The 22,077-nt window shown below is 52.1% G+C and carries 21 protein-coding genes; 9 read left to right on the top strand and 12 right to left on the bottom strand.

The window, feature by feature from the left end; translation table 11 throughout:
- Entirely contained in the window at positions 1 to 1,086 is a 1,086-nt protein-coding gene (locus A31E_RS06355) for an aminotransferase class I/II-fold pyridoxal phosphate-dependent enzyme (protein ID WP_000847166.1), read from the top strand.
- Between the two features lie 108 nt (positions 1,087 to 1,194).
- Here the strand turns inward: A31E_RS06355 and A31E_RS06360 are convergent, their stop codons facing one another.
- The 6 genes from A31E_RS06360 to tsgA form a co-directional block, all read right to left on the bottom strand.
- Positions 1,195 to 1,362: a YhfL family protein gene (locus tag A31E_RS06360; RefSeq protein ID WP_001031834.1), complete on the bottom strand. Its 168-nt coding sequence runs from the start codon at positions 1,360 to 1,362 to the stop codon at positions 1,195 to 1,197.
- 276 nt (positions 1,363 to 1,638) lie between these two features.
- Complete coding sequence (cysG, locus tag A31E_RS06365) at positions 1,639 to 3,012, bottom strand: siroheme synthase CysG (protein WP_000349875.1); 1,374 nt, start codon at positions 3,010 to 3,012, stop codon at positions 1,639 to 1,641.
- 17 nt (positions 3,013 to 3,029) lie between these two features.
- The gene (nirC, locus tag A31E_RS06370; RefSeq protein WP_000493561.1) at positions 3,030 to 3,836 is read right to left on the bottom strand and encodes a nitrite transporter NirC; all 807 of its coding nucleotides are present in this window, start codon (positions 3,834 to 3,836) and stop codon (positions 3,030 to 3,032) included.
- A gap of 124 nt (positions 3,837 to 3,960) precedes the next feature.
- Positions 3,961 to 4,287: a nitrite reductase small subunit NirD gene (gene nirD / locus A31E_RS06375; protein ID WP_000084764.1), complete on the bottom strand. Its 327-nt coding sequence runs from the start codon at positions 4,285 to 4,287 to the stop codon at positions 3,961 to 3,963.
- Positions 4,284 to 6,827, bottom strand: coding sequence for an NADPH-nitrite reductase large subunit (nirB, locus tag A31E_RS06380; RefSeq protein ID WP_000049234.1), 2,544 nt, complete (start codon positions 6,825 to 6,827; stop codon positions 4,284 to 4,286). Before nirB ends, nirD begins: the two co-directional genes overlap by 4 nt.
- Before the next feature lie 260 nt (positions 6,828 to 7,087).
- On the bottom strand, positions 7,088 to 8,269 hold the full coding sequence (gene tsgA, locus A31E_RS06385; RefSeq protein ID WP_000185221.1) for an MFS transporter TsgA: 1,182 nt from the start codon (positions 8,267 to 8,269) through the stop codon (positions 7,088 to 7,090).
- 264 nt (positions 8,270 to 8,533) lie between these two features.
- On the opposite strand from tsgA, the gene ppiA reads away from it, so the two are divergent.
- The 5 genes from ppiA to argD all read left to right on the top strand — a co-directional run bounded on the left by ppiA (position 8,534) and on the right by argD (position 11,871).
- Positions 8,534 to 9,106, top strand: coding sequence for a peptidylprolyl isomerase A (gene ppiA, locus A31E_RS06390; protein WP_000477213.1), 573 nt, complete (start codon positions 8,534 to 8,536; stop codon positions 9,104 to 9,106).
- Between the two features lie 104 nt (positions 9,107 to 9,210).
- Positions 9,211 to 9,378, top strand: coding sequence for a YhfG family protein (locus tag A31E_RS06395; protein WP_000736867.1), 168 nt, complete (start codon positions 9,211 to 9,213; stop codon positions 9,376 to 9,378).
- Positions 9,368 to 9,970: a putative adenosine monophosphate-protein transferase Fic gene (locus A31E_RS06400; RefSeq protein WP_016249274.1), complete on the top strand. Its 603-nt coding sequence runs from the start codon at positions 9,368 to 9,370 to the stop codon at positions 9,968 to 9,970. Before A31E_RS06395 ends, A31E_RS06400 begins: the two co-directional genes overlap by 11 nt.
- A 31-nt stretch (positions 9,971 to 10,001) precedes the next feature.
- Positions 10,002 to 10,565: an aminodeoxychorismate synthase component 2 gene (gene pabA, locus A31E_RS06405; RefSeq protein WP_000601889.1), complete on the top strand. Its 564-nt coding sequence runs from the start codon at positions 10,002 to 10,004 to the stop codon at positions 10,563 to 10,565.
- 85 nt (positions 10,566 to 10,650) lie between these two features.
- Positions 10,651 to 11,871 carry a bifunctional acetylornithine/succinyldiaminopimelate transaminase gene (gene argD, locus A31E_RS06410; RefSeq protein ID WP_000190011.1) on the top strand — a complete coding sequence of 407 codons (1,221 nt, stop codon included), beginning with the start codon at positions 10,651 to 10,653 and terminating at the stop codon, positions 11,869 to 11,871.
- 109 nt (positions 11,872 to 11,980) lie between these two features.
- Here argD and A31E_RS06415 read toward each other — a convergent pair whose 3' ends face one another.
- Positions 11,981 to 14,071 carry a YccS/YhfK family putative transporter gene (locus tag A31E_RS06415; protein ID WP_016249273.1) on the bottom strand — a complete coding sequence of 697 codons (2,091 nt, stop codon included), beginning with the start codon at positions 14,069 to 14,071 and terminating at the stop codon, positions 11,981 to 11,983.
- A 50-nt stretch (positions 14,072 to 14,121) separates the two neighbouring features.
- Entirely contained in the window at positions 14,122 to 14,754 is a 633-nt protein-coding gene (gene crp / locus A31E_RS06420) for a cAMP-activated global transcriptional regulator CRP (protein ID WP_000242755.1), read from the bottom strand.
- A 301-nt stretch (positions 14,755 to 15,055) separates the two neighbouring features.
- Here crp and A31E_RS06425 point away from each other — a divergent pair, with 301 nt between their 5' ends.
- A complete protein-coding gene (locus A31E_RS06425; protein ID WP_001148907.1) occupies positions 15,056 to 15,460 on the top strand; it encodes an OsmC family protein in 405 nt (134 codons plus the stop codon).
- A 54-nt stretch (positions 15,461 to 15,514) separates the two neighbouring features.
- Here A31E_RS06425 and A31E_RS06430 read toward each other — a convergent pair whose 3' ends face one another.
- The 4 genes from A31E_RS06430 to A31E_RS06445 are packed head-to-tail and all read right to left on the bottom strand — an operon-like array spanning position 15,515 to position 19,585.
- Entirely contained in the window at positions 15,515 to 16,384 is an 870-nt protein-coding gene (locus A31E_RS06430) for a phosphoribulokinase (RefSeq protein WP_001274686.1), read from the bottom strand.
- Between the two features lie 53 nt (positions 16,385 to 16,437).
- On the bottom strand, positions 16,438 to 16,656 hold the full coding sequence (locus tag A31E_RS06435; protein ID WP_000907082.1) for a YheU family protein: 219 nt from the start codon (positions 16,654 to 16,656) through the stop codon (positions 16,438 to 16,440).
- Complete coding sequence (locus A31E_RS06440; protein ID WP_000079999.1) at positions 16,650 to 17,672, bottom strand: hydrolase; 1,023 nt, start codon at positions 17,670 to 17,672, stop codon at positions 16,650 to 16,652. Before A31E_RS06440 ends, A31E_RS06435 begins: the two co-directional genes overlap by 7 nt.
- On the bottom strand, positions 17,672 to 19,585 hold the full coding sequence (locus tag A31E_RS06445; RefSeq protein ID WP_000634831.1) for an ABC transporter ATP-binding protein: 1,914 nt from the start codon (positions 19,583 to 19,585) through the stop codon (positions 17,672 to 17,674). The genes A31E_RS06440 and A31E_RS06445 overlap by 1 nt, the downstream gene beginning before the upstream one ends.
- Positions 19,586 to 19,714: 129 nt before the next feature.
- On the opposite strand from A31E_RS06445, the gene kefG reads away from it, so the two are divergent.
- The gene (gene kefG, locus A31E_RS06450; RefSeq protein WP_001517205.1) at positions 19,715 to 20,266 is read left to right on the top strand and encodes a glutathione-regulated potassium-efflux system ancillary protein KefG; all 552 of its coding nucleotides are present in this window, start codon (positions 19,715 to 19,717) and stop codon (positions 20,264 to 20,266) included.
- On the top strand, positions 20,266 to 22,071 hold the full coding sequence (kefB, locus tag A31E_RS06455) for a glutathione-regulated potassium-efflux system protein KefB (RefSeq protein ID WP_000399145.1): 1,806 nt from the start codon (positions 20,266 to 20,268) through the stop codon (positions 22,069 to 22,071). Before kefG ends, kefB begins: the two co-directional genes overlap by 1 nt.
- Positions 22,072 to 22,077: the final 6 nt, after the last annotated feature.

Here is a 22,077-nt window from a genome sequence, read left to right as displayed (position 1 = left end):
ATGAAGACGTTTCCCTTGCAAAGCCTGACTCTTGCTGAAGCACAGCAAAAGCAGTTTGCGCTGGTGGACACGATTTGCCGCTATTTCCCTGGCGGTGAGTTCCTTACCTGTGGTGATTTGGGATTAACGCCGGGGTTGAATCAACCGCGCATTACTCAACGTGTGGAACAGGTACTGGCGGGTGTGTTTCATGCGCAAGCGGCGGCGCTGGTGCAAGGCGCTGGCACTGGGGCGATCCGTGCCGGGCTGGCAGCTTTGCTCAAGCCCGGGCAGCGTCTTCTGGTACATGATGCGCCTGTTTATCCGACTACGCGGGTCATTATTGAGCAGATGGGGCTGACGCTTATTACCGCTGATTTCAATGACCTGTCGGCACTTAAGCAAATCGTCGAAGAGCAACAACCAGATGCGGCACTGGTACAACATACACGCCAGCAGCCGCAGGATCGCTACATTCTGGCAGATGTGCTGGCAACGTTGCGCCTGGCGGGTGTTCCAGCGTTAACTGATGACAACTATGCGGTGATGAAGGTGGCGCGGATTGGCTGCGAATGCGGGGCGAATGTCTCAACTTTTTCCTGCTTCAAGCTGTTTGGGCCGGAGGGTGTTGGTGCGGTGGTAGGCGATGCTGATGCCATCAACCGTATTCGTGCCACGCTTTACTCCGGAGGCAGCCAGATTCAGGGCGCTCAGGCGCTGGAAGTCTTGCGCGGACTGGTTTTTGCGCCAGTGATGCATGCAGTACAGGCGAGAGTATCTGAAAGGTTGCTGACCTTGCTCAACGGTGGCGCAGTGCCACAAGTTAAAAGCGCCGTCATTGCCAATGCGCAGTCGAAGGTGTTGATTGTGGAGTTCCATCAGCCGATTGCTGCAAGGGTACTGGAAGAAGCGCAGAAACGCGGTGCATTGCCATATCCAGTTGGTGCGGAGTCGAAATATGAAATTCCGCCGCTCTTTTATCGTCTTTCCGGGACATTTCGTCAGGCGAATCCACAATTAGAACATTGTGCGATTCGTATTAATCCTAATCGTAGTGGTGAGGAGACAGTGCTGCGTATTTTGCGCGAGAGTATTGCCTGTATTTAACTGCTGTGAACGATATTTTTAAAGGCAAGGTAAAAACAAATACGCCCTCTGGTAAAAATAGAGGGCGTCAGGTAATTAAAACAGCATTAACCGATCTCTGTTAAGAGATTACTGTGCAGTCGGACCGCAGCCGCCAATGATTTTAGAAATAGAAATTGCCGGATGCAGAAGGTAATCATAAGAGCAGTTTTTGTCACGGTTTTCAATATGACCAGTACATGCAGTTAACGTTGCCAGTACCGCACCTACCAATGCTACTTTAATAAACTTGTTCATTCTCATTCCCTATGTAAAATATATCGAGTAATATTCATTAATTATGTGAATATAAGCAAACAGCTCGTTAGAGACAATACAGGAATATCTATGACACGTCAGTGAGTGGACTATTAATAATTCAATTATATTTGTAAGCCACTGTAACTGTGGGGAGTTGTTAAAAAACAAATTAGTTAAAAAGTTGTTTTATGTCTGCTGAAAATAAAAATTAATATGGTGATTATTGTAAATAAAAAGGCCAGAAATATCCGGCCTTAGATAATTTTTTTTAAATTAATGGTTAGAGAACCAGTTTAATTTATCGCGCAGGCCAACGACCCGACCAATAATAATCAAAGACGGGCTGTTCATTTGCTGCGCAAGTTCACCGAGTTGCGCGAGCGTACCGTCAATCACGCGTTGCGTAACCGCCGTACCGTTTTCGACAATCGCCACCGGCATTTCACCTGGCATTCCGTATTCAATCAGCTTTTGCTGAATGGTCGCGGCCTGATTCAGCCCCATATAGAACACCAGCGTCTGTTTTTCTGCCGCCAGATTCTCCCAGTCCAGCTCGCCACCCGTTTTTAAGTGCCCGGTGATTAAGCGCACGCTCTGGGCGTAATCGCGATGTGTTAGCGGAATACCCGAATAGGCAGAGCAACCAGAAGCTGCGGTAATGCCCGGAACCACCGAGAACGGAATGCCTGCATTGCACAGCGTTTCCAGCTCTTCGCCGCCACGCCCGAAAATAAACGGATCGCCGCCTTTCAGACGCACCACGCGTTTGCCTTTTTGCGCTTCCCGCAACAGGATCTGGTTAATCTCTTCCTGCGGTACGCAGTGGTATCCCGCGCGTTTACCGACGAAAACGCGGTCAGCATCGCGGCGTACCAGATTCATAATATCGTCAGAAACCAGACGGTCGTAGACCACCACATCAGCCTGCTGAATTTGTTGCAGGCCTTTCAGCGTCAGTAGCCCGGCATCGCCTGGACCTGCGCCAACCAGCACCACTTCACCACGATGATCGAGCGGCTCATTGATTAACTGTTCGGTAGTTTCAGTAATGGCTTTCTGATCGTTGTTCGCCAGCGACTGCGCCAGACGGTCATTGACGAACAGTTTTTCCCAGAAACGGCGACGCTCACCCATTGTGGCGAACTGCTGTTTCACCCGACCGCGTAACTGTCCGGCATATTTTGCCACCTGACCCAGATGGAGAGGCAGTAGTGATTCGAGTTTTTCGCGCAGCAGGCGCGCCAGGACTGGAGATGTGCCGCCGGAGGAGACCGCTACCATTAGCGGTGAGCGGTCGATAATGGACGGCATAATGAAACTGGCGGCTTTCGGTGCATCTACCACGTTACAGAAGATACGACGAGATTCAGCGGCTTCGCTGACGCGCTGGTTAAGCGCATCATCATCAGTAGCCGCAATCGCCAGCCAACAGGTATCGAGAAGGCTTTCATCAAATGGCCCCTCGACGAGGGTTAACATGCCAGCATCTGCCCATGCGGTAAACTGCGGAATAAACGCTAATGCATTCACCGTTAAGCGAGCGCCTGCGTCCAACAGCAACCTGGCTTTGCGTTCCGCGACATCACCGCCGCCGACAATCAGACAGTCGCGATCGCGTAATTGGCAAAATATAGGCAAATGATCCACGTAAAACCCCTTACTGATTAACCTGCAGCCGTTTCAGTTTGATTAAATTTGTCCGCAATCGGACGATTAGCTTTCGGCGTAGCATACCAATAACCCAATCCCATGAATACGGCGCCAGATAAAGTATTACCCAGCGTTACCCACAGCAGGTTATGACCAATGCCCGCCAGAGTGTAGGCTTCGCTATGGTTGCCGAACCAGGAGAGGGCGAACAGCGTCATGTTGGCAACGGAGTGCTCATAGCCGGAGGCGATAAACGCCAGCAGACACCACCAGATAGCGATAAATTTCGCCGCGCCTTCGGTGCGCAGCGCCATCCAGATTGCCAGGCAAACCAGCCAGTTACACAATGCGCCTTTGAAGAACAGTACCATCGCCGGTGCGGTGGTTTTGGCCAGCGCGACAGAATGGACGATGCTGGTATCCACCGGTAGCAGGCTACCGCCGCCCCAGCTATAGAGCATCGCTACGAAGATGGAACCGACCAGATTACCCAGCCAGGTTTGCGGCAGAATTGCCCACATTTGCCCGTGGCTGATGGTGCCTGCTTTCACCCCAAAGGTGAGGAACATGGTGTGTCCGGTGAACAGTTCAGAACCGGCGATAATCACCAGCGTTAAGGCGATACCAAAAGTTGCCCCCATCACCAGCGGACGCACGGACGGATCGAGCAAATTGCCGAGCGTGAAAATCAGGATGATCCCAAGACCCACATAAGCTCCCGCCATTGCGGAGCTGACCCAAAAGCCAAGCGGGTTATTTGCCGACAGGCGTGCGATGCGCGCAGCGTTCGCCGCACACTTATTGATAGTGTCTGTAAACATTTGATTATCCTTAAAAAATAAAAACAAAAAATAAAACAAAGAGTTTAAAAAATGTCCTGCAATATACCGAAGGTTATTACAGGACAATGCAAAAAGGGGAGGCATTGCGCCTCCCGTTAAAACATTAACCGCGCAGTTGTACTACGCCGTCTTTCACTCGTGCTTCGTAATGCTTGACGGAGAACTGTTCGTCCTCCATGCACAAGCCGTCGCTTAAGCGAAAACGCTGTTTTTTCAGCGGGCTGGCTACCCACAGCTCACCCTGATGTTCCGCAATCAGCCCGCGTGACAGTACGCTGGATTCGAAGAACGGATCGATATTGCTGATAGCAAACACCTGGTCGCTGTGATACGGACGGAAAATTGCCACCTGCTCGTCACCTAACAGCGCGCAGACGCCGGTTTCAGGCAGGATGTCATCGATTTTGCAGATGTCTTTCCACTGGCTCATGCGTTGTCCTCCACCAGAGTTACCGGAATACGTTCATACGGCGTTGCCGGACGGTGCTGTTCGCGCTCAGGCACCATCTGCACATTCGGGTCACGCTTGTCGCTGTTGATGAAGTGCTTGAAGCGAGTCTGTGCAGACGGCGTATTGACCGTTTCAGTCCACTCACACACTACAGCTTCACGCAGGCGCGCCATCTCTTCTTCCAGATGTGCGTTCAGACCCAGTTTGTCATCAATGATCACCGCTTTCAGGTAATCGATGCCGCCTTCGAGGTTTTCTAACCACGGTGCGGTACGGGTCAGTTTGTCGGCAGTACGGATGTAGAACATCATGAAGCGGTCGAGATATTTGAGCAGCGTTTCGCGATCGATATCCGCTGCCAGCAGATCCGCATGACGCGGTTTCATGCCGCCGTTACCGCAAACGTACAGGTTCCAGCCTTTTTCAGTGGCGATGATACCTACGTCTTTGCCCTGCGCTTCTGAACATTCACGGGTACAACCAGAGACACCGAACTTGATTTTGTGCGGTGCGCGGATGCCTTTGTAGCGGTTTTCCAGTTCTACGCCGAGGCCGACGCTGTCGCCAACACCGTAGCGGCACCAGGTGCTACCCACGCAGGTTTTCGCCATACGCAGCGCTTTCGCATAGGCATGACCGGTTTCGAATCCCGCTTCAATCAGTTGACGCCAGATCTCCGGCAGATCGTCTTTCTGTGCACCAAACATCGCAATACGTTGGGAGCCGGTGATTTTGGTGTAGAGATTAAATTCACGTGCGATACGACCTACAGCCATCAAACCTTCCGGGGTAATTTCACCGCCCGGAGAACGCGGGATCACCGAATAGGTGCCGTCTTTCTGGATATTAGCGAGGAAGTTATCGTTAGAATCCTGCAACGGAGTATGCTGCGGTTTCAGAATGTATTCGTTCCAGCAGGACGCCAGCAGCGAACCGATGGTGGGTTTACACACTTCACAACCGTAGCCTTTGCCGTGTTTTGCCAGCAGTTCTTCGAAGGTTTTAATGCCTTCAACGCGAATCAAATGGAACAGTTCCTGGCGCGAATATGGGAAGTGTTCGCACAGGTTGTTGTTGACTTCGATGCCCTGTTTCGCCAGTTCGGCGTTCAGCACCTGAGTAACCAACGGAATGCAACCACCGCAGCCTGTACCCGCTTTGGTTTCGGCTTTCAGCGCTGCAACGGTGTGGCAGCCTTTGTTGATGGCAGCAATCAGATCGCCTTTGGTGACGTCGAAGCAGGAGCAGATTTGCGCGCTGTCCGGCAGTTTATCAACACCGATAGACGGTTTACCGCTGCCAGAGTGGGCAGGCAGGATCAGCGAGTCCGGGTTTTCCGGCAGTTCAATGGCGTTCAGTACCAGTTGCAGCAGGTTGCCATAGTCGCTGGTATCGCCCACCAGTACCGCACCGAGCAACGTTTTGTTGTCTTCGCTGACAACCAGACGTTTGTAAATCTCTTTGCTTTCGTCGAGGTAAACATAGCTACGCGCGCCTGGTGTACGACCATGCGCATCGCCAATACCGCCCACGTCTACGCCCAGCAGTTTCAGCTTGGCGCTAAGATCTGCACCTTCAAATGCGTTTTCGCTACCAAGAATGTGGTCAACAGCCACCTGAGCCATTTTGTAGCCCGGTGCTACCAGACCAAACACACGGTTGTTCCAGCTTGCGCATTCACCGATGGCGTAGATATCCGGATCGGAAGTCTGGCAGGAATCGTTAATAACGATACCCCCACGCGGAGCCACGTCCAGGCCACACTGAGTCGCCAGCTTATCGCGCGGACGGATACCGGTAGAGAAGACAATAAAGTCAACTTCCAGCTCGCTACCGTCGGCAAAACGCATGGTTTTACGTGCTTCGACACCTTCCTGCACAATTTCGAGGGTGTTTTTGCTGGTGTGAACGCGCACGCCCATGCTTTCGATTTTGCGACGAAGCTGTTCGCCGCCCATCTGATCAAGCTGTTCCGCCATCAGCATAGGGGCAAATTCGATAACGTGGGTTTCAATGCCTAAGTTTTTCAGCGCGCCAGCGGCTTCCAGACCTAACAGGCCGCCACCAACAACGGCACCGCGCTTGCTGCGACGGGCGCAGGATTCAATGGCGTTGAGGTCTTCAATGGTGCGATAGACAAAACAGTCCTGGGTATCAGAACCTTTGATCGGCGGGATCCACGGGTAGGAACCGGTCGCCATGATCAGCTTGTCATAATAAACGGTACGTCCGGCACTGGAGTGGATCACCTTCTCCTGACGGTTGATGGTAATCGCGCGCTCACCGACCAGAACTTTAATGCCGTGTTTCTCATAAAAGCCTTCGCGCACCAGCGACAGCTCTTCGGCAGTGTGGTGAGAGAAGTAAGACGAGAGGTGTACGCGGTCATAAGCGATGCGCGGTTCTTCACAGAAAACGGTAATATCAAAGTTGGCCGCATCAGATTTATCAAGAAGATCTTCGATAAAGCGATGGCCGACCATACCGTTACCGATAATTGCGAGTCTGACTTTGCTCATTTTTGCCTCGATTTCTTTTCTATTACCGCCTACCTTAACGATTCAGCAACCCCACTTATTGATGCAAATCAAATTCACCTTTATATACCTCTTAAGGAGTATATTACTGATTTGTATAAATATTCTTAAGTTACGGAATTGTCTGATATTTCGTGTGTGTGCAAAAAATAGGCAAAATAAGAGAGTTTAAAGATATGAGGATAGGTTGAGGGGAAGAGAGGAAAAAAACGGACGACGAAAGCGCCGCCCGATATTGGCAATTAATGAGAGGTCAGGGTGTTATGCTGACGGTGACGGCTGACAAAACCCAGCAGGAAGCACATCACGAATACCACAGCGTACAGACCATTTGCAGTGAGCAGCGCCGCCTGTGGACCGCTATGCTCTACAATCGGGCCAGTAACCACAAAGGTCAGCATGGTGCCGATGGTTCCGCAGGTGAGGACGAAGTTAACCAGTTTTGGGGACGGCACTTTGGTTTGCTGTGAACCCAGGGTGATGATGGTGGTATAGATCGCGCTGGAGAAGAAGCCCAGAGCGAGAATAGACCACGCCATATGTGCCGGTGTTCCAGTGTTAAAGACATACATCAGAATCGCGGCCAGTCCTGCCAGCACGGTCAGAATACGTTGCAGGTCAAAGAAACGCAGAATAAAGCTGAAGGCCCACATGCCGACCATGTACGACATCCAGAAGTTGCTTACCAGCGTTCCTGCGTCGTTCAGGCTCATGCCCAGACCTTTGGCGTACTCCGGCACCCAGGAGATAAAACCTAACTGACCGAGGATGTAGCACAGCGCCGCAATGGAGAGAAACAGCACGCCAATTCCCCATTTTTCTTTCACTACCGGAACGTCATTTTTTGGCGCATGTTTGCCCAGTGCCGGGAACTCACAGCCGAAGGTCAGAATAAAAATAGCGACGTACACCAGCCCGATGCAGGCATAAACCCAGTACCACTCAATGCTACGTGCCAGCAAAAATGCCGCGATCATCGGGAAAATCATCCCGGCCATACTGAAGAAGGAGTCGGTAAACAGCAAGCGAGAACCGCGCTGACGCCCTTCATACATTTGTGTAACCAGGAACGTACCAATCGACATGGTGATACCACTGACCACCCCGAGGATGAACATCGCCGCCGAGAACAACGCCAGACTGTGGCTGAACATCAAACCAGCAACCGCCAGCACCATCAGGAGAAAGCCAAAACGTAACTGCGTTTTCAGCGGGACGATTTCCATCAGCCAGGCGTTGAGGAAGATAGAGATTAAAATTCCGGCATTGAGGAAGGTGAAGGTGTTACTCATACTGGAAACGGGCAGATGGAAATAATCTGCAATATTCCCCATCACCATCCCGGTGACAATAACCAACGCACCGGTGAGTGCGTAGGAAAGAAAGCTAATCCATGTGAGCTTAATGCGATTGCTGTTAGTCATGATTGGCCTGCGTTGAAAGAGAAAATGGCATAGTGGGTATGCCGCGAGCGGGCGATTTTAGGTGATTTTGTGATCTGATTAAATATCTAATTGCAAACGGTTGCTAATTTGCAATATTTAAAGTGATTCTGATCACGAAATATAAGTGATCATCAGGTTACATATATTTCAAGTACGTAAAATTAGGTAAAGGAATGGCCTTGTCATTGAAGGCTATTTAGAATCTCTTCACTTGCTTTTTTTCTGCTCTGTTAAGGAAATCTCATGTTCAAATCGACCCTGGCAGCTTTTGTAGCTGTTTTCGCTCTTTCTGCTCTCTCACCTGTAGCAATGGCAGCGAAAGGGGACCCGCACGTATTGTTAACAACCTCTGCTGGTAATATCGAACTGGAGCTGGATAGCCAGAAAGCACCGGTATCAGTGCAAAACTTTGTCGATTATGTGAACAGCGGTTTTTATAACAACACCACTTTTCACCGGGTGATCCCGGGCTTTATGATTCAGGGCGGCGGTTTCACCGAGCAGATGCAGCAGAAAAAACCGAATCCGCCGATCAAAAATGAAGCTGATAACGGTCTGCGCAACACGCGCGGCACGATTGCTATGGCGCGTACTGCTGATAAAGACAGCGCAACCAGCCAGTTTTTTATTAACGTTGCCGATAACGCCTTCCTCGACCACGGCCAGCGTGATTTCGGCTACGCCGTCTTTGGTAAAGTGGTAAAAGGGATGGATGTCGCAGACAAGATTTCCCAGGTGCCGACTCATGATGTTGGTCCATACCAGAATGTGCCGTCAAAGCCGGTCGTTATCCTTTCCGCTAAAGTCCTGCCGTAACGATTTCTCGCGCGGGCAATATTGTCCGCGCATCTGCTCTCCCGGCGTAACCTGCATTTGCCGCTTATACTTGTGGCAAACGGACACGTTCAGGGAGGCATCAAGTGAAGAAACTCACCGATAAGCAAAAGTCCCGTCTTTGGGAACTTCAGCGTAATCGTAATTTCCAGGCCAGCCGCCGTCTCGAAGGTGTCGAGAGCCCCTTGGTGACGCTTACTGCCGCTGAGGCTTTGGTGCGCCTTGAAGAGCTAAGGAGGCACTATGAGCGATAAGTTCGGAGAAGGGCGCGACCCGTATCTTTATCCTGGCCTCGACATCATGCGTAACCGACTGGATATCCGCCAACAGCAGCGACTGGAGCAGGCCGCTTACGAAATGACGGCGCTGCGCGCCGCGACCATTGAGCTTGGTCCGCTGATGCGCGGTTTACCCCATTTGCGTGCTATTCATCGCCAGCTTTATCAGGATATTTTCGACTGGGCGGGCCAATTACGCGAAGTTGACATTTATCAAGGAGATACACCATTCTGCCACTTTGCCTATATCGAAAAAGAGGGCAATGCCCTGATGCAGGATCTGGAGGAAGAAGGTTATCTGGTCGGCCTTGAGAAAGAGAAGTTCGTTGAGCGGCTGGCACACTACTATTGTGAAATCAACGTCCTGCACCCATTCCGCGCGGGAAGTGGCCTTGCGCAGCGTATCTTCTTCGAACAACTGGCGATTCATGCTGGCTATCAATTGAGCTGGCAGGGCATCGAAAAAGAGGTGTGGAATCAGGCTAATCAGAGCGGGGCAATGGGCGATCTCTCTGCGCTGAAGACGATATTTAGCAAAGTGGTAAGCGAAGCCGGGGAATCTGAGTAAAATAGCGCGGTTCTTTCGTACCGGAGCCGCCATGATCCTGCTTATTGATAACTACGATTCTTTCACCTGGAACCTCTACCAGTATTTTTGTGAACTGGGGACGGATGTGCTGGTTAAGCGCAACGATGCGTTGACGCTGACGGATATTGACGCCCTTAAACCGCAGAAAATTGTCATATCGCCTGGACCCTGTACGCCAGATGAAGCCGGGATTTCCCTTGAGGTTATTCGTCACTATGCCGGACGGTTGCCGATTCTTGGCGTTTGCCTGGGGCATCAGGCGATGGCGCAGGTTTTCGGCGCTAAAGTGGTACGCGCCGCAAAGGTAATGCACGGCAAAACCTCACCCATTACGCATAACGGCGAAGGCGTATTTCAGGGGCTGGCAAATCCATTAACCGTGACGCGCTACCATTCACTGGTGGTGGACCCCGACTCGCTGCCGGAGTGTTTTGAAGTGACCGCCTGGAGCGAGACCCACGAGATTATGGGGATTCGCCATCGCCAGTGGGATCTCGAAGGGGTGCAATTTCATCCGGAAAGTATTCTTAGCGAACAGGGGCATCAGTTGCTGGCTAATTTCCTGCATCGCTGATTTCTGGTTGCCATTTAATGATTTTTTATGCATATTTTGTGATTATAATTTCATAATGATTTATGCGTAACAGGGTGATCATGAGATGGCAACTGAACAAACAGCAATTACACGCGCGACTTTCGATGAAGTGATTCTGCCGATTTATGCACCGGCAGAGTTTATTCCGGTAAAAGGCCAGGGTAGCCGAATCTGGGATCAACAGGGTAAGGAGTATGTCGATTTCGCGGGGGGGATTGCGGTTACGGCGTTAGGTCATTGCCATCCGGCGCTGGTGGAAGCGTTAAAAACCCAGGGCGAAACCTTGTGGCATATCAGCAACGTTTTCACCAATGAACCAGCATTACGTCTTGGGCGTAAACTGATTGAGGCGACCTTTGCCGAACGAGTGGTGTTTATGAACTCCGGGACGGAAGCCAACGAAACTGCCTTTAAACTGGCACGTCATTACGCTTGTGTGCGCCATAGCCCGTTCAAAACCAAAATTATTGCCTTCCATAACGCCTTTCATGGCCGATCATTGTTTACCGTCTCGGTGGGCGGCCAGCCGAAATATTCTGACGGCTTTGGGCCAAAACCGGCAGACATTATTCATGTTCCCTTTAACGATCTCCACGCGGTGAAAGCAGTGATGGATGATCATACCTGCGCAGTGGTTGTTGAGCCGATTCAGGGCGAGGGCGGCGTGACGGCTGCGACGCCGGAGTTTCTGCAGGGCTTGCGTGAACTGTGCGATCAACATCAGGCATTGCTGGTATTTGATGAAGTGCAGTGCGGGATGGGGCGGACAGGCGATTTATTTGCCTATATGCACTACGGCGTGACGCCGGATATTCTGACCTCCGCCAAAGCGTTAGGCGGTGGTTTCCCGATTAGCACCATGCTGACCACGGCGGAGATTGCGTCTGCGTTTCATCCTGGCTCGCACGGTTCCACCTACGGTGGTAATCCACTAGCCTGTGCGGTCGCTGGGGCGGCGTTTGATATCATCAATACGCCGGTCGTGCTGGAAGGCATTCAGGCGAAACGTCAGCGTTTTGTTGAGCATTTGCAGAAGATTGATCAGCAGTACGATGTGTTTAGCGATATTCGCGGCATGGGGCTGTTGATTGGTGCGGAGTTGAAACCACAATACAAAGGTAAGGCGCGTGATTTCCTTTATGCGGGTGCGGATGCAGGTGTAATGGTGCTGAACGCCGGACCAGATGTGGTGCGTTTTGCGCCGTCGCTGGTGGTGGAAGATGCGGATATCGACGAAGGGATGCAGCGTTTTGCCCGCGCAGTGGCGAAGGTGATTGCGGCGTAAAACGGGAGTAAGCCTGATAAGACGCGGTAAGCGTCGCACCAGGCAAAGGGCGTCGGATACGGCGTATGTGCCTTATCTGACCCTCGATTTTGTTCTGGCGATGAATAAATTACGCCTTCGAATCCCGCAACTTGCGACTCAACCAAATCCCGTGGTGTGGTCGCTGCCGCCAGGCCATTGCTGAAATGGTGTGCATCGTATTCAGATGGCCAATAACGCGTTGTAAATGCTGCTCCAGCGTGCCGGACGCACCTTCGTGTGGCAGCATCTCTGGCGAGTCGATGATATTGGCGTCACCAGAACTACCCGGTTCATCATATTCCAGTCGTTGCTGACAACGCTGAATGGCGATTTCACAAGACTGCAAGTACTCCTGCGCCAGTTCCGGCGGCAATGACCGGTGTTCCCGCGCCAGTGTGGTCATGGCATTGATATGTTCAACAATAAACTGACTATGTGTTACCCACAGTTTCATGTCTGCCAGATAATGGCTGTTAAACGCCGGTTCCTGCATCGCCTGATTCAGCGAGTTATACAGGGTGTTATGCGCCTGATTCACCCGCATTCGCTGCCAGGCAAGTGGCGTGGGTTGCGGATCTTTACTGAGGATCAGACGAATAGCCTCCTGGTAAGTTTCTAAGGCGTCATGGGCGTTCTTGCGCAGTAAACCACTCTGCCACTGCGGCCACAGCCATACCGTGCCACCGAAGGCAATCAGACAGCCGATGATGGTATCAATGAGGCGTGGGATGATGTATTGCTCACCATTCAGCCACAGCAGTTGCAGGGTATACACAGCGGTAATGGTAAAACCGACCGTCGCCCAGCCGTAGTTCTTACGCAATATCAGATAGCTGGCGAGCGTGGTAATCAGCATCAATGTCAGGGTGTAACCTTCGGGAATTTTAAAGTGCAGCGCAACACCCGCAATGATTAACCCGACCACGGTTCCCACAGAACGATTCACAATCCGCAGGCGAGTAGCGCCATAACCATTTTGCGTCACCAATAATACCGTCATTAATATCCAATAGGATTTCGGCAAATGCAGCGCGGTGCCCATCAGGCTGGCAACACTCAGCATCACACTCAATCGTCCGGCATTACGCAGCGCTGGCGATTTCAGGGAAAGATAGCTTTTCAGCGCCGGGAGTAACGGCATTCGCCGCTGTTTATCTGCCAGCAGATCGCGGGAATAAAGTGGTTTTTGCGTTCGTAGCACGCGGGCGATGCGACTAAAGTGCCAGTAGCAAAATTGTCCCACGGGGTTATCCGGATGCTGGCGGGCGATTTTTTCCAGCGCGCCAATTTGCTTATCCATCGTAAAACGTGTCGGCAGGCGATGATAAAGAATGTCATCAGCCAGCACGCGCAGGCGGGCGGCGACAGTTTGTGCATTCCAGCGGATAACCTCCTCCGCATGGCTCCGCTCGACCAGCTTTTGCACCTCTTCCGGCTGATGCAAACTGACCGAGATATGTTCCTGTAAGTCCAGCGCCTCCTGGAAAATACGCAGCATCCGCTTGTAGTCCGTATTATTTTGCGCGGAAAGCATATGCATTTGCTGATAGCACTGGGTAATTAAATCGACCGCTTTTTGCTGACGCACCAACAATGGTGGCAGAGCATTTTCGGGATCGGTGTGCTGAGTAAGCAGGCTGTATTTGGCTTCACAGTAATCCGCCAGTTCACGGTACAGCAGGCTAAGCGACTCGCGTAACGGTTGCTCACGCCAGAGCCAGAACCAGAACCAGTTAAACAGTCCATACCAGAGCGTGCCTAACGCGTAGATAAGCAACGGTTCCCAGACCGGCATATATCCCGCCAGACTGAGGGTAAAAATGGCGGCGAGTAGCGATGCGGGAAGTAATTTTGCATGCAATGGCCCTAACTCAGCAGTGACGCCAAGTATCAACGTTAACCCCGTCAGCAGAAAGGGTAGGGGGATATCTTTTTCCAGCAGCAGTTGCGTTAGCAAGCTACAAGTGGCAAACAGCGACGCACCAATGATTAAGCGTTTGAAAAAACGCTTATGAGGAGTATCAAGCCCCGCAATATTGCAACAGGCGGGGACGAGAGAAAAGAGCAGCCCGAGTCTTAATTCGCCAAGCAATAGACCAACGGCCACGGGCAAACATAGCACCAGTGTTTGTCGTAGTGCGTAGTTGATGTCGGGATGATAAATCAGTCTGCGCCACATCGGCTTAAACAAAACGGCGCGCTACCAGGTAACGCGCCACTCCGATGGGATCAACGGGTGCCGTAAACGACGATGGTTTTTCCGTGTGCAGAGATCAGGTTCTGATCTTCCAGCATTTTCAGAATACGTCCCACGGTTTCACGAGAACAGCCAACAATCTGACCGATTTCCTGACGGGTAATTTTGATTTGCATACCGTCCGGGTGAGTCATGGCATCGGGTTGTTTCGCCAGATTCAGCAGTGTCTGTGCAATACGACCTGTAACGTCGAGGAATGCCAGGTTGCCCACTTTCTCTGAAGTGACTTGCAGACGACGCGCCATCTGTGCGGAGAGACGCATCAGAATATCCGGGTTCACCTGAATTAATTGACGGAATTTTTTGTAGGAAATCTCAGCTACTTCACAGGCGGTTTTCGCACGTACCCATGCGCTACGTTCCTGGCCTTCTTCAAACAGGCCCAATTCGCCAATAAAATCACCCTGATTCAGATAGGAGAGGATCATTTCTTTACCCTCCTCGTCTTTAATCAGCACTGCCACAGAGCCTTTAACGATGTAATACAGCGTTTCCGCTTTTTCACCCTGGTGAATAAGCGTGCTCTTGGATGGGTACTTATGAATGTGGCAATGAGACAAGAACCATTCGAGAGTCGGGTCTGTTTGCGGTTTGCCAAGCACCATGCGCGGTTATCCTCTGTTATAAGCTTTCTCCAGAGCCAGAAAACGCCGCTGTCTCTGGATTGCCGAAATGTGCTTCCCGCTACCTGGGAAGGGGCTATCAACTGAACTGCACGGTAATGTGACGTCCTTTACATACATGCAGTACATCAATGTATTACTGTAGCATCCTGACTGTTTTAGCATAGCTTTCGCGTTGTGTCTCCTGGTGTCTCGCTTCAGCATGACCCAGGTCGCCTTCCGTTGCGCGATTTGGTCAGTACGCGTACTCTGTCAGGAAAATTGACGCAATGGAGTTCCGATTATGCAAGCGCGTGTGAAGTGGGTCGAAGGGTTAACTTTTTTGGGCGAGTCCGCCTCGGGTCACCAGATTTTAATGGACGGTAACTCTGGCGATAAAGCGCCAAGTCCGATGGAAATGGTGTTGATGGCGGCAGGCGGTTGCAGCGCCATTGATGTGGTTTCTATCCTGCAAAAAGGGCGTCAGGATGTGGTCGATTGTGAAGTAAAATTAACCTCTGAACGCCGCGAAGAGGCACCGCGCCTGTTTACGCACATCAATTTGCATTTTATCGTCACAGGTCACGACCTGAAGGACGCGGCGGTTTCGCGAGCGGTGGATCTCTCTGCCGAGAAGTATTGTTCGGTAGCGCTGATGCTAGAGAAAGCCGTGAATATTACCCACTCCTATGAAGTGATAGCCGCGTGATTTAATGATTAAAATATGATGCCGGATATTATTTTATCCGGCATATAAGAACATTTACTCGATTTTCTTCCCTTCCATCAGTCGTTGTACCAGCGGCAGCATAATTAACTCCATTGCCAGACCCATTTTACCTCCCGGCACCACTAACGTATTGATGTGGGAAATGAATGAGCCTTGTAACATCGCCAGCAGCCAGGGGAAATCGATCCCTTCCAGATTACGAAAATGAATCACCACAAAACTTTCATCCAACGACGGGATGCCTTTTGCAGCGAAAGGGTTAGACGTGTCAACAGTGGGGACGCGCTGGAAGTTGATATGAGTGCGGGAAAACTGCGGCGTGATGTAGTTGATATAGTCTTCCATTGAGCGCACTACCGAGTCCATCACTGCTTCTCGTGAGTGTCCGCGCTCGCCAGTATCGCGGATGAGTTTTTGAATCCACTCCAGGTTAACGATAGGCACGACCCCAACCAATAAATCTACATGCTGCGCGACGTTATGTTGTGGCGTAACCACGCCGCCGTGCAATCCTTCATAAAACAGCACATCGGTCGGTTCTGGCAGCGCCTGCCACGGGGTAAACGTACCGGGCACCTGGTTCCACGGCACGGCTTCATCGTAGGTGTGCAGATATTTGCGCGACTGGCCTTTGCCGCTCAGCCCGTATTCAGTGAAGGTTTGTTCCAGCAGGCCGAAGTCGTTGGCCTCGGGACCGAAGTAGCTGATATGCCGCCCGGCATCGCGCGCTTTGCGGATCGCCATGTCCATTTCCGGGCGGGTGTAACGGTGAAAACTGTCGCCTTCCACCTCGGCTGCATGCAGATTTAACTGCGCGAATATTTTACGAAACGCGAGGCTGGTGGTGGTGGTCCCCGCGCCGCTGGATCCTGTTACTGCAATGACCGGATGTTTGGCAGACATAGTAACTCCATGACCTGGCTATCATTATTATCTTGTCCGCCGACGGTTGCAGGTTATTCGCGAAACTGACTACGCGGCATGATATTGACCGTTTCGTGCAGCTCCGACCATACCAGCACCGCTTCTCCGCATTGTAGCTGGCGTTTGACGTCGGCGGTTTTCTGTTCAAGTGTACGCTCATGTTCACCATAATCTGTGCCTTCGCGTAACACAAAACTTTCAATTAAATTTTCCAGCGTTTCGGGGGAGAGGTCTTGCCAGGGAATCAACATGATTTCGCCTCCAGATACATTGATAACCAGTCAGGAATGCGTGACTCAAGCCACATTTGCGGGTGGAGTAACGTACCGCTAATGAAGCCAACGTGACCGCCATGTTCGGTCAGTTGATACTCCACCTGCGTGGGTAAATTTTCCGGTTTAGGGATCACCTGATGATCCATAAACGGATCGTCTTTGGCATGAATAATTAGCGTCGGTTTGGCGATCCGATTGAGCAGCGGCATGGCGCTACACTGACGATAATAGTCGATGGCGTCGGCATAGCCGTGAATTTTGGCGGTGATCAGATCGTCAAATTCGCGGATGCGGCGCACCGATTTCAACTGCGAGAGATCTATCGGCAGTGTTCCGGGGTACGCCTTCAGTTTACGCGCTGCATTGGCTTTTAACAGATTCACCAGGTAACGCTGATAAACGCGGGAGAAGCCTTTATCCATGTGATAGCTACAGGCTTCCAGCATAAACGGCGCGGAGACAATTACCGCCGCCTCAATCGGGACGTCATTGCCTTCTTTAGCCAGCAGACAAGCCAGCATATTACCGCCAAGCGAATAGCCCACGGCAGCCGTTGGCGCATGACCAAATTCGCGTTGTAGCCAGCGTAAAAACCAACTGGCATCTTCCGTCTCACCAGAGTGATAAATGCGGTGCATCCGGTTTGGTTCACCGCTACAACCGCGAAAATGCATCACTACGCCAAGCCAACCACGCTTTTGCGCTGCCTCGACCAGACCATGTGCGTAAGGGCTATTCAGACTGCCTTCGAGACCATGAAAAACCACCAGACGCGGTTTATGTTGCGCTTGTGTGGGATCTTCACTCCACGCGAGATCGACAAAATCACCGTCAGGCAATTCCAGCCGCTGCCAGTGTGGGGTGAATTTCACCTGACGACGAAACAGACGCGGTAGCATGGTTTGCAAATGGCAATTACTGAAGCCGCGCATGGGGGTGAATTCAGCACTACTGCTGGCGTCGTTAAGATCGGTCGTCGTTACTTGCGCCATTAGTTGCTTTGGCCTTCCAGCAGCATTTGTTCCAGTTGCTCCTGGGCTTCCAGCCATGCCATTTCGCACTCTTCCAGCCCGGATTTGGCGCTGGCTTGCTGTTGCAGACAAGCGGTCAGTTCTGCTTTACGGCTCTGGTCGTATAGCTCGCTGTCGCCCAATTTTTCTTCTGCCTGTGCCAGTTGTGCATTCAGCTTTTCCATCTCTTTTTCCAGACGGGCGATTTCTTTACGTAGCGGCTGGGTTTGCGCACGCAGCTCTGCTTCCCGACGCTTCTGATCTTTACGTGCCTGGGCGCTGTTAGCGTTTTCTTTCGGCGCTTCGTCAGATTGGTTTTCCTGCTTCTGAACGTCGCTCAACCACTGTTGATAATCCTCCAGATCGCCATCGAACGGTTCGACTTTACGATCGTGAACCAGATAGAGATCGTCAGTGGTGGAACGCAGTAAGTGACGGTCGTGCGAAACGACAACCAGCGCGCCTTCAAACTCGATCAACGCTTCGGTTAGTGCCTGGCGCATGTCGAGGTCAAGGTGGTTGGTCGGTTCGTCGAGCAGCAGCAGATTCGGACGCTGCCAGACGATCAGCGCCAGCACCAGCCGTGCTTTTTCCCCACCGGAGAAACGGCGGGTTTCTTCCGTTACTTTATCGCCCTGGAAACCAAAGCCGCCGAGGTAGTCTCGCAGTTTTTGTTCCAGCTCTTGCGGTGCTAAACGCGCCAGATGTTGAATGGGCGATTCATCTGCGCGCAGGTATTCCAGTTGATGCTGGGCGAAGTAACCGAGTTTAATCCCTTTCGCCAGGCCAATTTCACCGCTAATCGGCGCAAGTTCACCGGCTAACAATTTGATTAATGTTGATTTACCTGCGCCGTTGCGGCCTAACAGACCAATGCGCGAACCGGGGACCAGATTCAGTTTGATCGAGTCGAGAATAATGCGATCGCCATAACCCGCGCTGACCTTTTCCATCTTCAGCAATGGATTAGGCAGGCTTTCCGGCGCGCGGAAGCTAAAACGGAAAGGGTTATCGACGTGCGCGGGGGCAATCAGCTCCATGCGCTCGAGCATCTTAATGCGGCTCTGGGCTTGCTTCGCTTTGGTGGCTTTGGCGCGGAAACGGTCGATATAACTTTGCAGATGCGCCACGCGCTCCTGCTGGCTTTCGTACATCGCCTGTTGCTGCGCCAGACGGGTGGCGCGCTGCACTTCAAACGAACTGTAGTTGCCGGTGTACTCGAACATGCTTTGTTGTTCGATATGAATGATTTTATCGACGATCGGATCGAGGAAGTCGCGGTCGTGAGAGATAAGGATCAGCGTGCCCTGATAGCTCTTCAGCCATTTTTCCAGCCAGATAACTGCATCGAGATCGAGGTGGTTAGTCGGTTCGTCGAGCAGCAGCAAGTCTGAACGGCAAATCAGTGCCTGGGCGAGGTTAAGGCGCATTCGCCAGCCACCAGAGAAATCGCTCACCGGATACTCCAGTTGCTCATTGCTGAAACCGAGGCCATGCAGCAGGCTGGCGGCGCGGGAGCGAATACTCCACGCGTCGATAGCATCCAGCTTGCCGTGAATGGTCGCAATGGCATGTCCGTCGTTACGTTCGTTAGCATCCTGAAGTTGCGCTTCCAGTTGGCGATATTCGCGGTCGCCATCAATGACATATTCCAGTGCCGCTTGCGGTAGCGCCGGCGTTTCCTGATTCACCCACGCCAGTTGCCAGCTACCAGGAAAGGTGTAGCTGCCGCCGTCGGCGCTGATTTCATTTTTCAGCAATGCCAGTAGGGTAGATTTACCGCAGCCGTTTTTACCCACCAGGCCGACTTTCTGGCCAGGGTTAATAGTGGCGGTGGCATTATCCAGCAGGACGCGCACGCCGCGACGAATTTGTAACGAGGAGAAAACAATCATAAGGCGCCGTATGTTCAGACTATGTTAAATTATCATTATGATAATGTAGTGTATGGGCGAGCTGCCGCTCCGGGCGCAATGGTAGCCCAAAACAGCGACTATACACAAAACCATACCGGGAGGGGGATGATGTCTCAGCCAGCGAAAGTTTTGCTGCTGTATGCCCATCCGGAATCTCAGGACTCGGTGGCAAACCGGGTACTGCTTAAACCGGCCACGCAGCTCAGCAATGTTACCGTGCACGACCTTTACGCGCACTATCCCGATTTTTTTATTGATATTCCCCGTGAGCAGGCATTACTGCGTGAGCACGAGGTGATTGTTTTTCAGCATCCGCTTTATACCTACAGTTGCCCGGCGTTACTGAAAGAGTGGCTTGACCGGGTGTTAAGCCGTGGGTTTGCCAGCGGGCCGGGAGGAAACCAACTGGCGGGAAAGTACTGGCGTAGCGTGATCACCACCGGCGAACCAGAAAGTGCCTACCGTTATGACGCGCTGAATCGTTATCCGATGAGCGATGTTCTGCGCCCCTTTGAACTGGCAGCGGGCATGTGCCGGATGCATTGGTTAAGCCCCATCATTATTTACTGGGCGAGACGGCAAAGCGCACAGGAGCTGGCGAGTCACGCCAGAGCCTACAGCGACTGGCTGGCAAATCCGCTGCCCGTGGGAGGTCGCTGATGGAAGGTTCCGATTTTTTACTTGCAGGAGTGCTGTTTCTCTTCGCGGCGGTGGCTGCGGTGCCACTGGCATCGCGGCTGGGCATTGGTGCGGTGTTGGGATATTTGCTGGCTGGAATTGCGATTGGTCCGTGGGGACTGGGGTTTATTAGCGACGTCGATGAGATCCTCCACTTTTCGGAACTTGGCGTGGTGTTCCTGATGTTTATCATCGGGCTCGAGTTGAATCCTTCCAAGCTCTGGCAATTGCGGCGCTCCATTTTTGGCGTCGGCGCAGCGCAGGTGCTGTTAAGCGCGGCGTTGCTGGCAGGATTATTGATGCTGACGGACTTTGCCTGGCAGGCGGCAGTTGTGGGGGGAATTGGTCTGGCGATGTCTTCAACCGCAATGGCGTTGCAGCTAATGCGCGAGAAAGGGATGAATCGCAGCGAATCCGGTCAGTTAGGTTTCTCGGTGTTGCTGTTTCAGGATCTGGCGGTGATCCCGGCGCTGGCGTTAGTGCCGTTATTGGCGGGATCGGCAGACGAACATTTCGACTGGATGAAGGTCGGCATGAAGGTGCTGGCGTTTGTCGGCATGTTGATCGGCGGGCGCTATTTGCTGCGCCCGGTATTTCGCTTTATTGCGGCTTCAGGTGTGCGGGAAGTATTCACCGCCGCGACGTTACTGCTGGTGCTGGGGTCTGCGTTATTTATGGATGCGCTGGGGCTGTCGATGGCGCTCGGTACGTTTATTGCGGGCGTGTTGCTGGCGGAGAGCGAATATCGCCATGAACTGGAAACGGCTATCGATCCGTTTAAAGGCTTGCTGCTTGGACTGTTTTTTATCTCCGTCGGGATGTCGCTCAACCTTGGGGTGCTTTATACCCATCTTCTGTGGGTGGTGATAAGTGTGGTTGTGCTGGTAGCGGTGAAAATTCTCGTGCTGTATCTGCTGGCGAGGCTGTATGGCGTGCGCAGCTCCGAGCGGATGCAGTTTGCTGGTGTGCTGAGTCAGGGCGGTGAGTTTGCCTTTGTGCTCTTTTCTACAGCCTCTTCACAACGATTGTTTCAGGGCGATCAGATGGCGCTGTTGTTGGTGACAGTTACGCTTTCCATGATGACCACACCGCTGTTGATGAAGCTTGTGGATAAGTGGCTATCCCGCCAGTTCAACGCCCCGGAAGAAGAGGATGAAAAACCGTGGGTAAACGATGATAAACCGCAAGTGATTGTGGTGGGCTTCGGACGTTTTGGTCAGGTGATTGGTCGTTTGCTGATGGCGAATAAAATGCGCATTACCGTGCTGGAGCGGGATATCAGCGCGGTTAACCTGATGCGCAAATATGGCTACAAAGTATATTACGGCGACGCTACGCAAGTTGACCTGTTGCGCTCTGCGGGTGCAGAAGCCGCAGAATCCATCGTCATTACCTGCAATGAACCGGAAGACACCATGAAACTGGTGGAAATATGCCAGCAACACTTCCCGCATTTGCATATTCTTGCGCGAGCGCGCGGACGTGTGGAAGCGCATGAGTTATTACAGGCAGGGGTGACGCAGTTTTCCCGTGAAACATTCTCCAGTGCGTTAGAGCTGGGGCGCAAAACGCTGGTTACGCTTGGGATGCACCCGCATCAGGCACAGCGGGCACAGCTCCATTTTCGTCGCCTGGATATGCGTATGTTGCGGGAGTTAATCCCGATGCATGCCGATACCGTACAAATTTCTCGCGCCAGGGAAGCCCGACGCGAACTGGAAGAGATTTTCCAGCGTGAGATGCAACAAGAACGACGTCAGTTCGACGGCTGGGATGAATTTGAGTAGAGGGTG

Origin of the sequence: Escherichia sp. KTE159 (assembly GCF_000408805.1) — a bacterium.
Taxonomy (GTDB): Bacteria; Pseudomonadota; Gammaproteobacteria; order Enterobacterales; family Enterobacteriaceae; genus Escherichia; species Escherichia marmotae.
This window is presented reverse-complemented; position numbering and strand designations above follow the sequence as displayed.

What these genes read in the sequence shown, in the direction of transcription:
- A31E_RS06425 (WP_001148907.1), top strand. Translation starts at nt 15,056, where the DNA reads ATGCAAGCGCGTGTGAAGTGGGTCGAAGGGTTAACTTTTTTGGGCGAG.
- A31E_RS06360 (WP_001031834.1), bottom strand. Translation starts at nt 1,362, where the DNA reads ATGAACAAGTTTATTAAAGTAGCATTGGTAGGTGCGGTACTGGCAACG.
- nirC (WP_000493561.1), bottom strand. Translation starts at nt 3,836, where the DNA reads ATGTTTACAGACACTATCAATAAGTGTGCGGCGAACGCTGCGCGCATC.
- A31E_RS06435 (WP_000907082.1), bottom strand. Translation starts at nt 16,656, where the DNA reads ATGTTGATTCCCTGGCAAGACCTCTCCCCCGAAACGCTGGAAAATTTA.
- kefB (WP_000399145.1), top strand. Translation starts at nt 20,266, where the DNA reads ATGGAAGGTTCCGATTTTTTACTTGCAGGAGTGCTGTTTCTCTTCGCG.
- A31E_RS06430 (WP_001274686.1), bottom strand. Translation starts at nt 16,384, where the DNA reads ATGTCTGCCAAACATCCGGTCATTGCAGTAACAGGATCCAGCGGCGCG.
- crp (WP_000242755.1), bottom strand. Translation starts at nt 14,754, where the DNA reads ATGGTGCTTGGCAAACCGCAAACAGACCCGACTCTCGAATGGTTCTTG.
- nirB (WP_000049234.1), bottom strand. Translation starts at nt 6,827, where the DNA reads ATGAGCAAAGTCAGACTCGCAATTATCGGTAACGGTATGGTCGGCCAT.
- argD (WP_000190011.1), top strand. Translation starts at nt 10,651, where the DNA reads ATGGCAACTGAACAAACAGCAATTACACGCGCGACTTTCGATGAAGTG.
- tsgA (WP_000185221.1), bottom strand. Translation starts at nt 8,269, where the DNA reads ATGACTAACAGCAATCGCATTAAGCTCACATGGATTAGCTTTCTTTCC.
- A31E_RS06400 (WP_016249274.1), top strand. Translation starts at nt 9,368, where the DNA reads ATGAGCGATAAGTTCGGAGAAGGGCGCGACCCGTATCTTTATCCTGGC.
- ppiA (WP_000477213.1), top strand. Translation starts at nt 8,534, where the DNA reads ATGTTCAAATCGACCCTGGCAGCTTTTGTAGCTGTTTTCGCTCTTTCT.
- kefG (WP_001517205.1), top strand. Translation starts at nt 19,715, where the DNA reads ATGTCTCAGCCAGCGAAAGTTTTGCTGCTGTATGCCCATCCGGAATCT.
- nirD (WP_000084764.1), bottom strand. Translation starts at nt 4,287, where the DNA reads ATGAGCCAGTGGAAAGACATCTGCAAAATCGATGACATCCTGCCTGAA.
- A31E_RS06415 (WP_016249273.1), bottom strand. Translation starts at nt 14,071, where the DNA reads ATGTGGCGCAGACTGATTTATCATCCCGACATCAACTACGCACTACGA.
- A31E_RS06440 (WP_000079999.1), bottom strand. Translation starts at nt 17,672, where the DNA reads ATGGCGCAAGTAACGACGACCGATCTTAACGACGCCAGCAGTAGTGCT.
- A31E_RS06355 (WP_000847166.1), top strand. Translation starts at nt 1, where the DNA reads ATGAAGACGTTTCCCTTGCAAAGCCTGACTCTTGCTGAAGCACAGCAA.
- pabA (WP_000601889.1), top strand. Translation starts at nt 10,002, where the DNA reads ATGATCCTGCTTATTGATAACTACGATTCTTTCACCTGGAACCTCTAC.
- A31E_RS06445 (WP_000634831.1), bottom strand. Translation starts at nt 19,585, where the DNA reads ATGATTGTTTTCTCCTCGTTACAAATTCGTCGCGGCGTGCGCGTCCTG.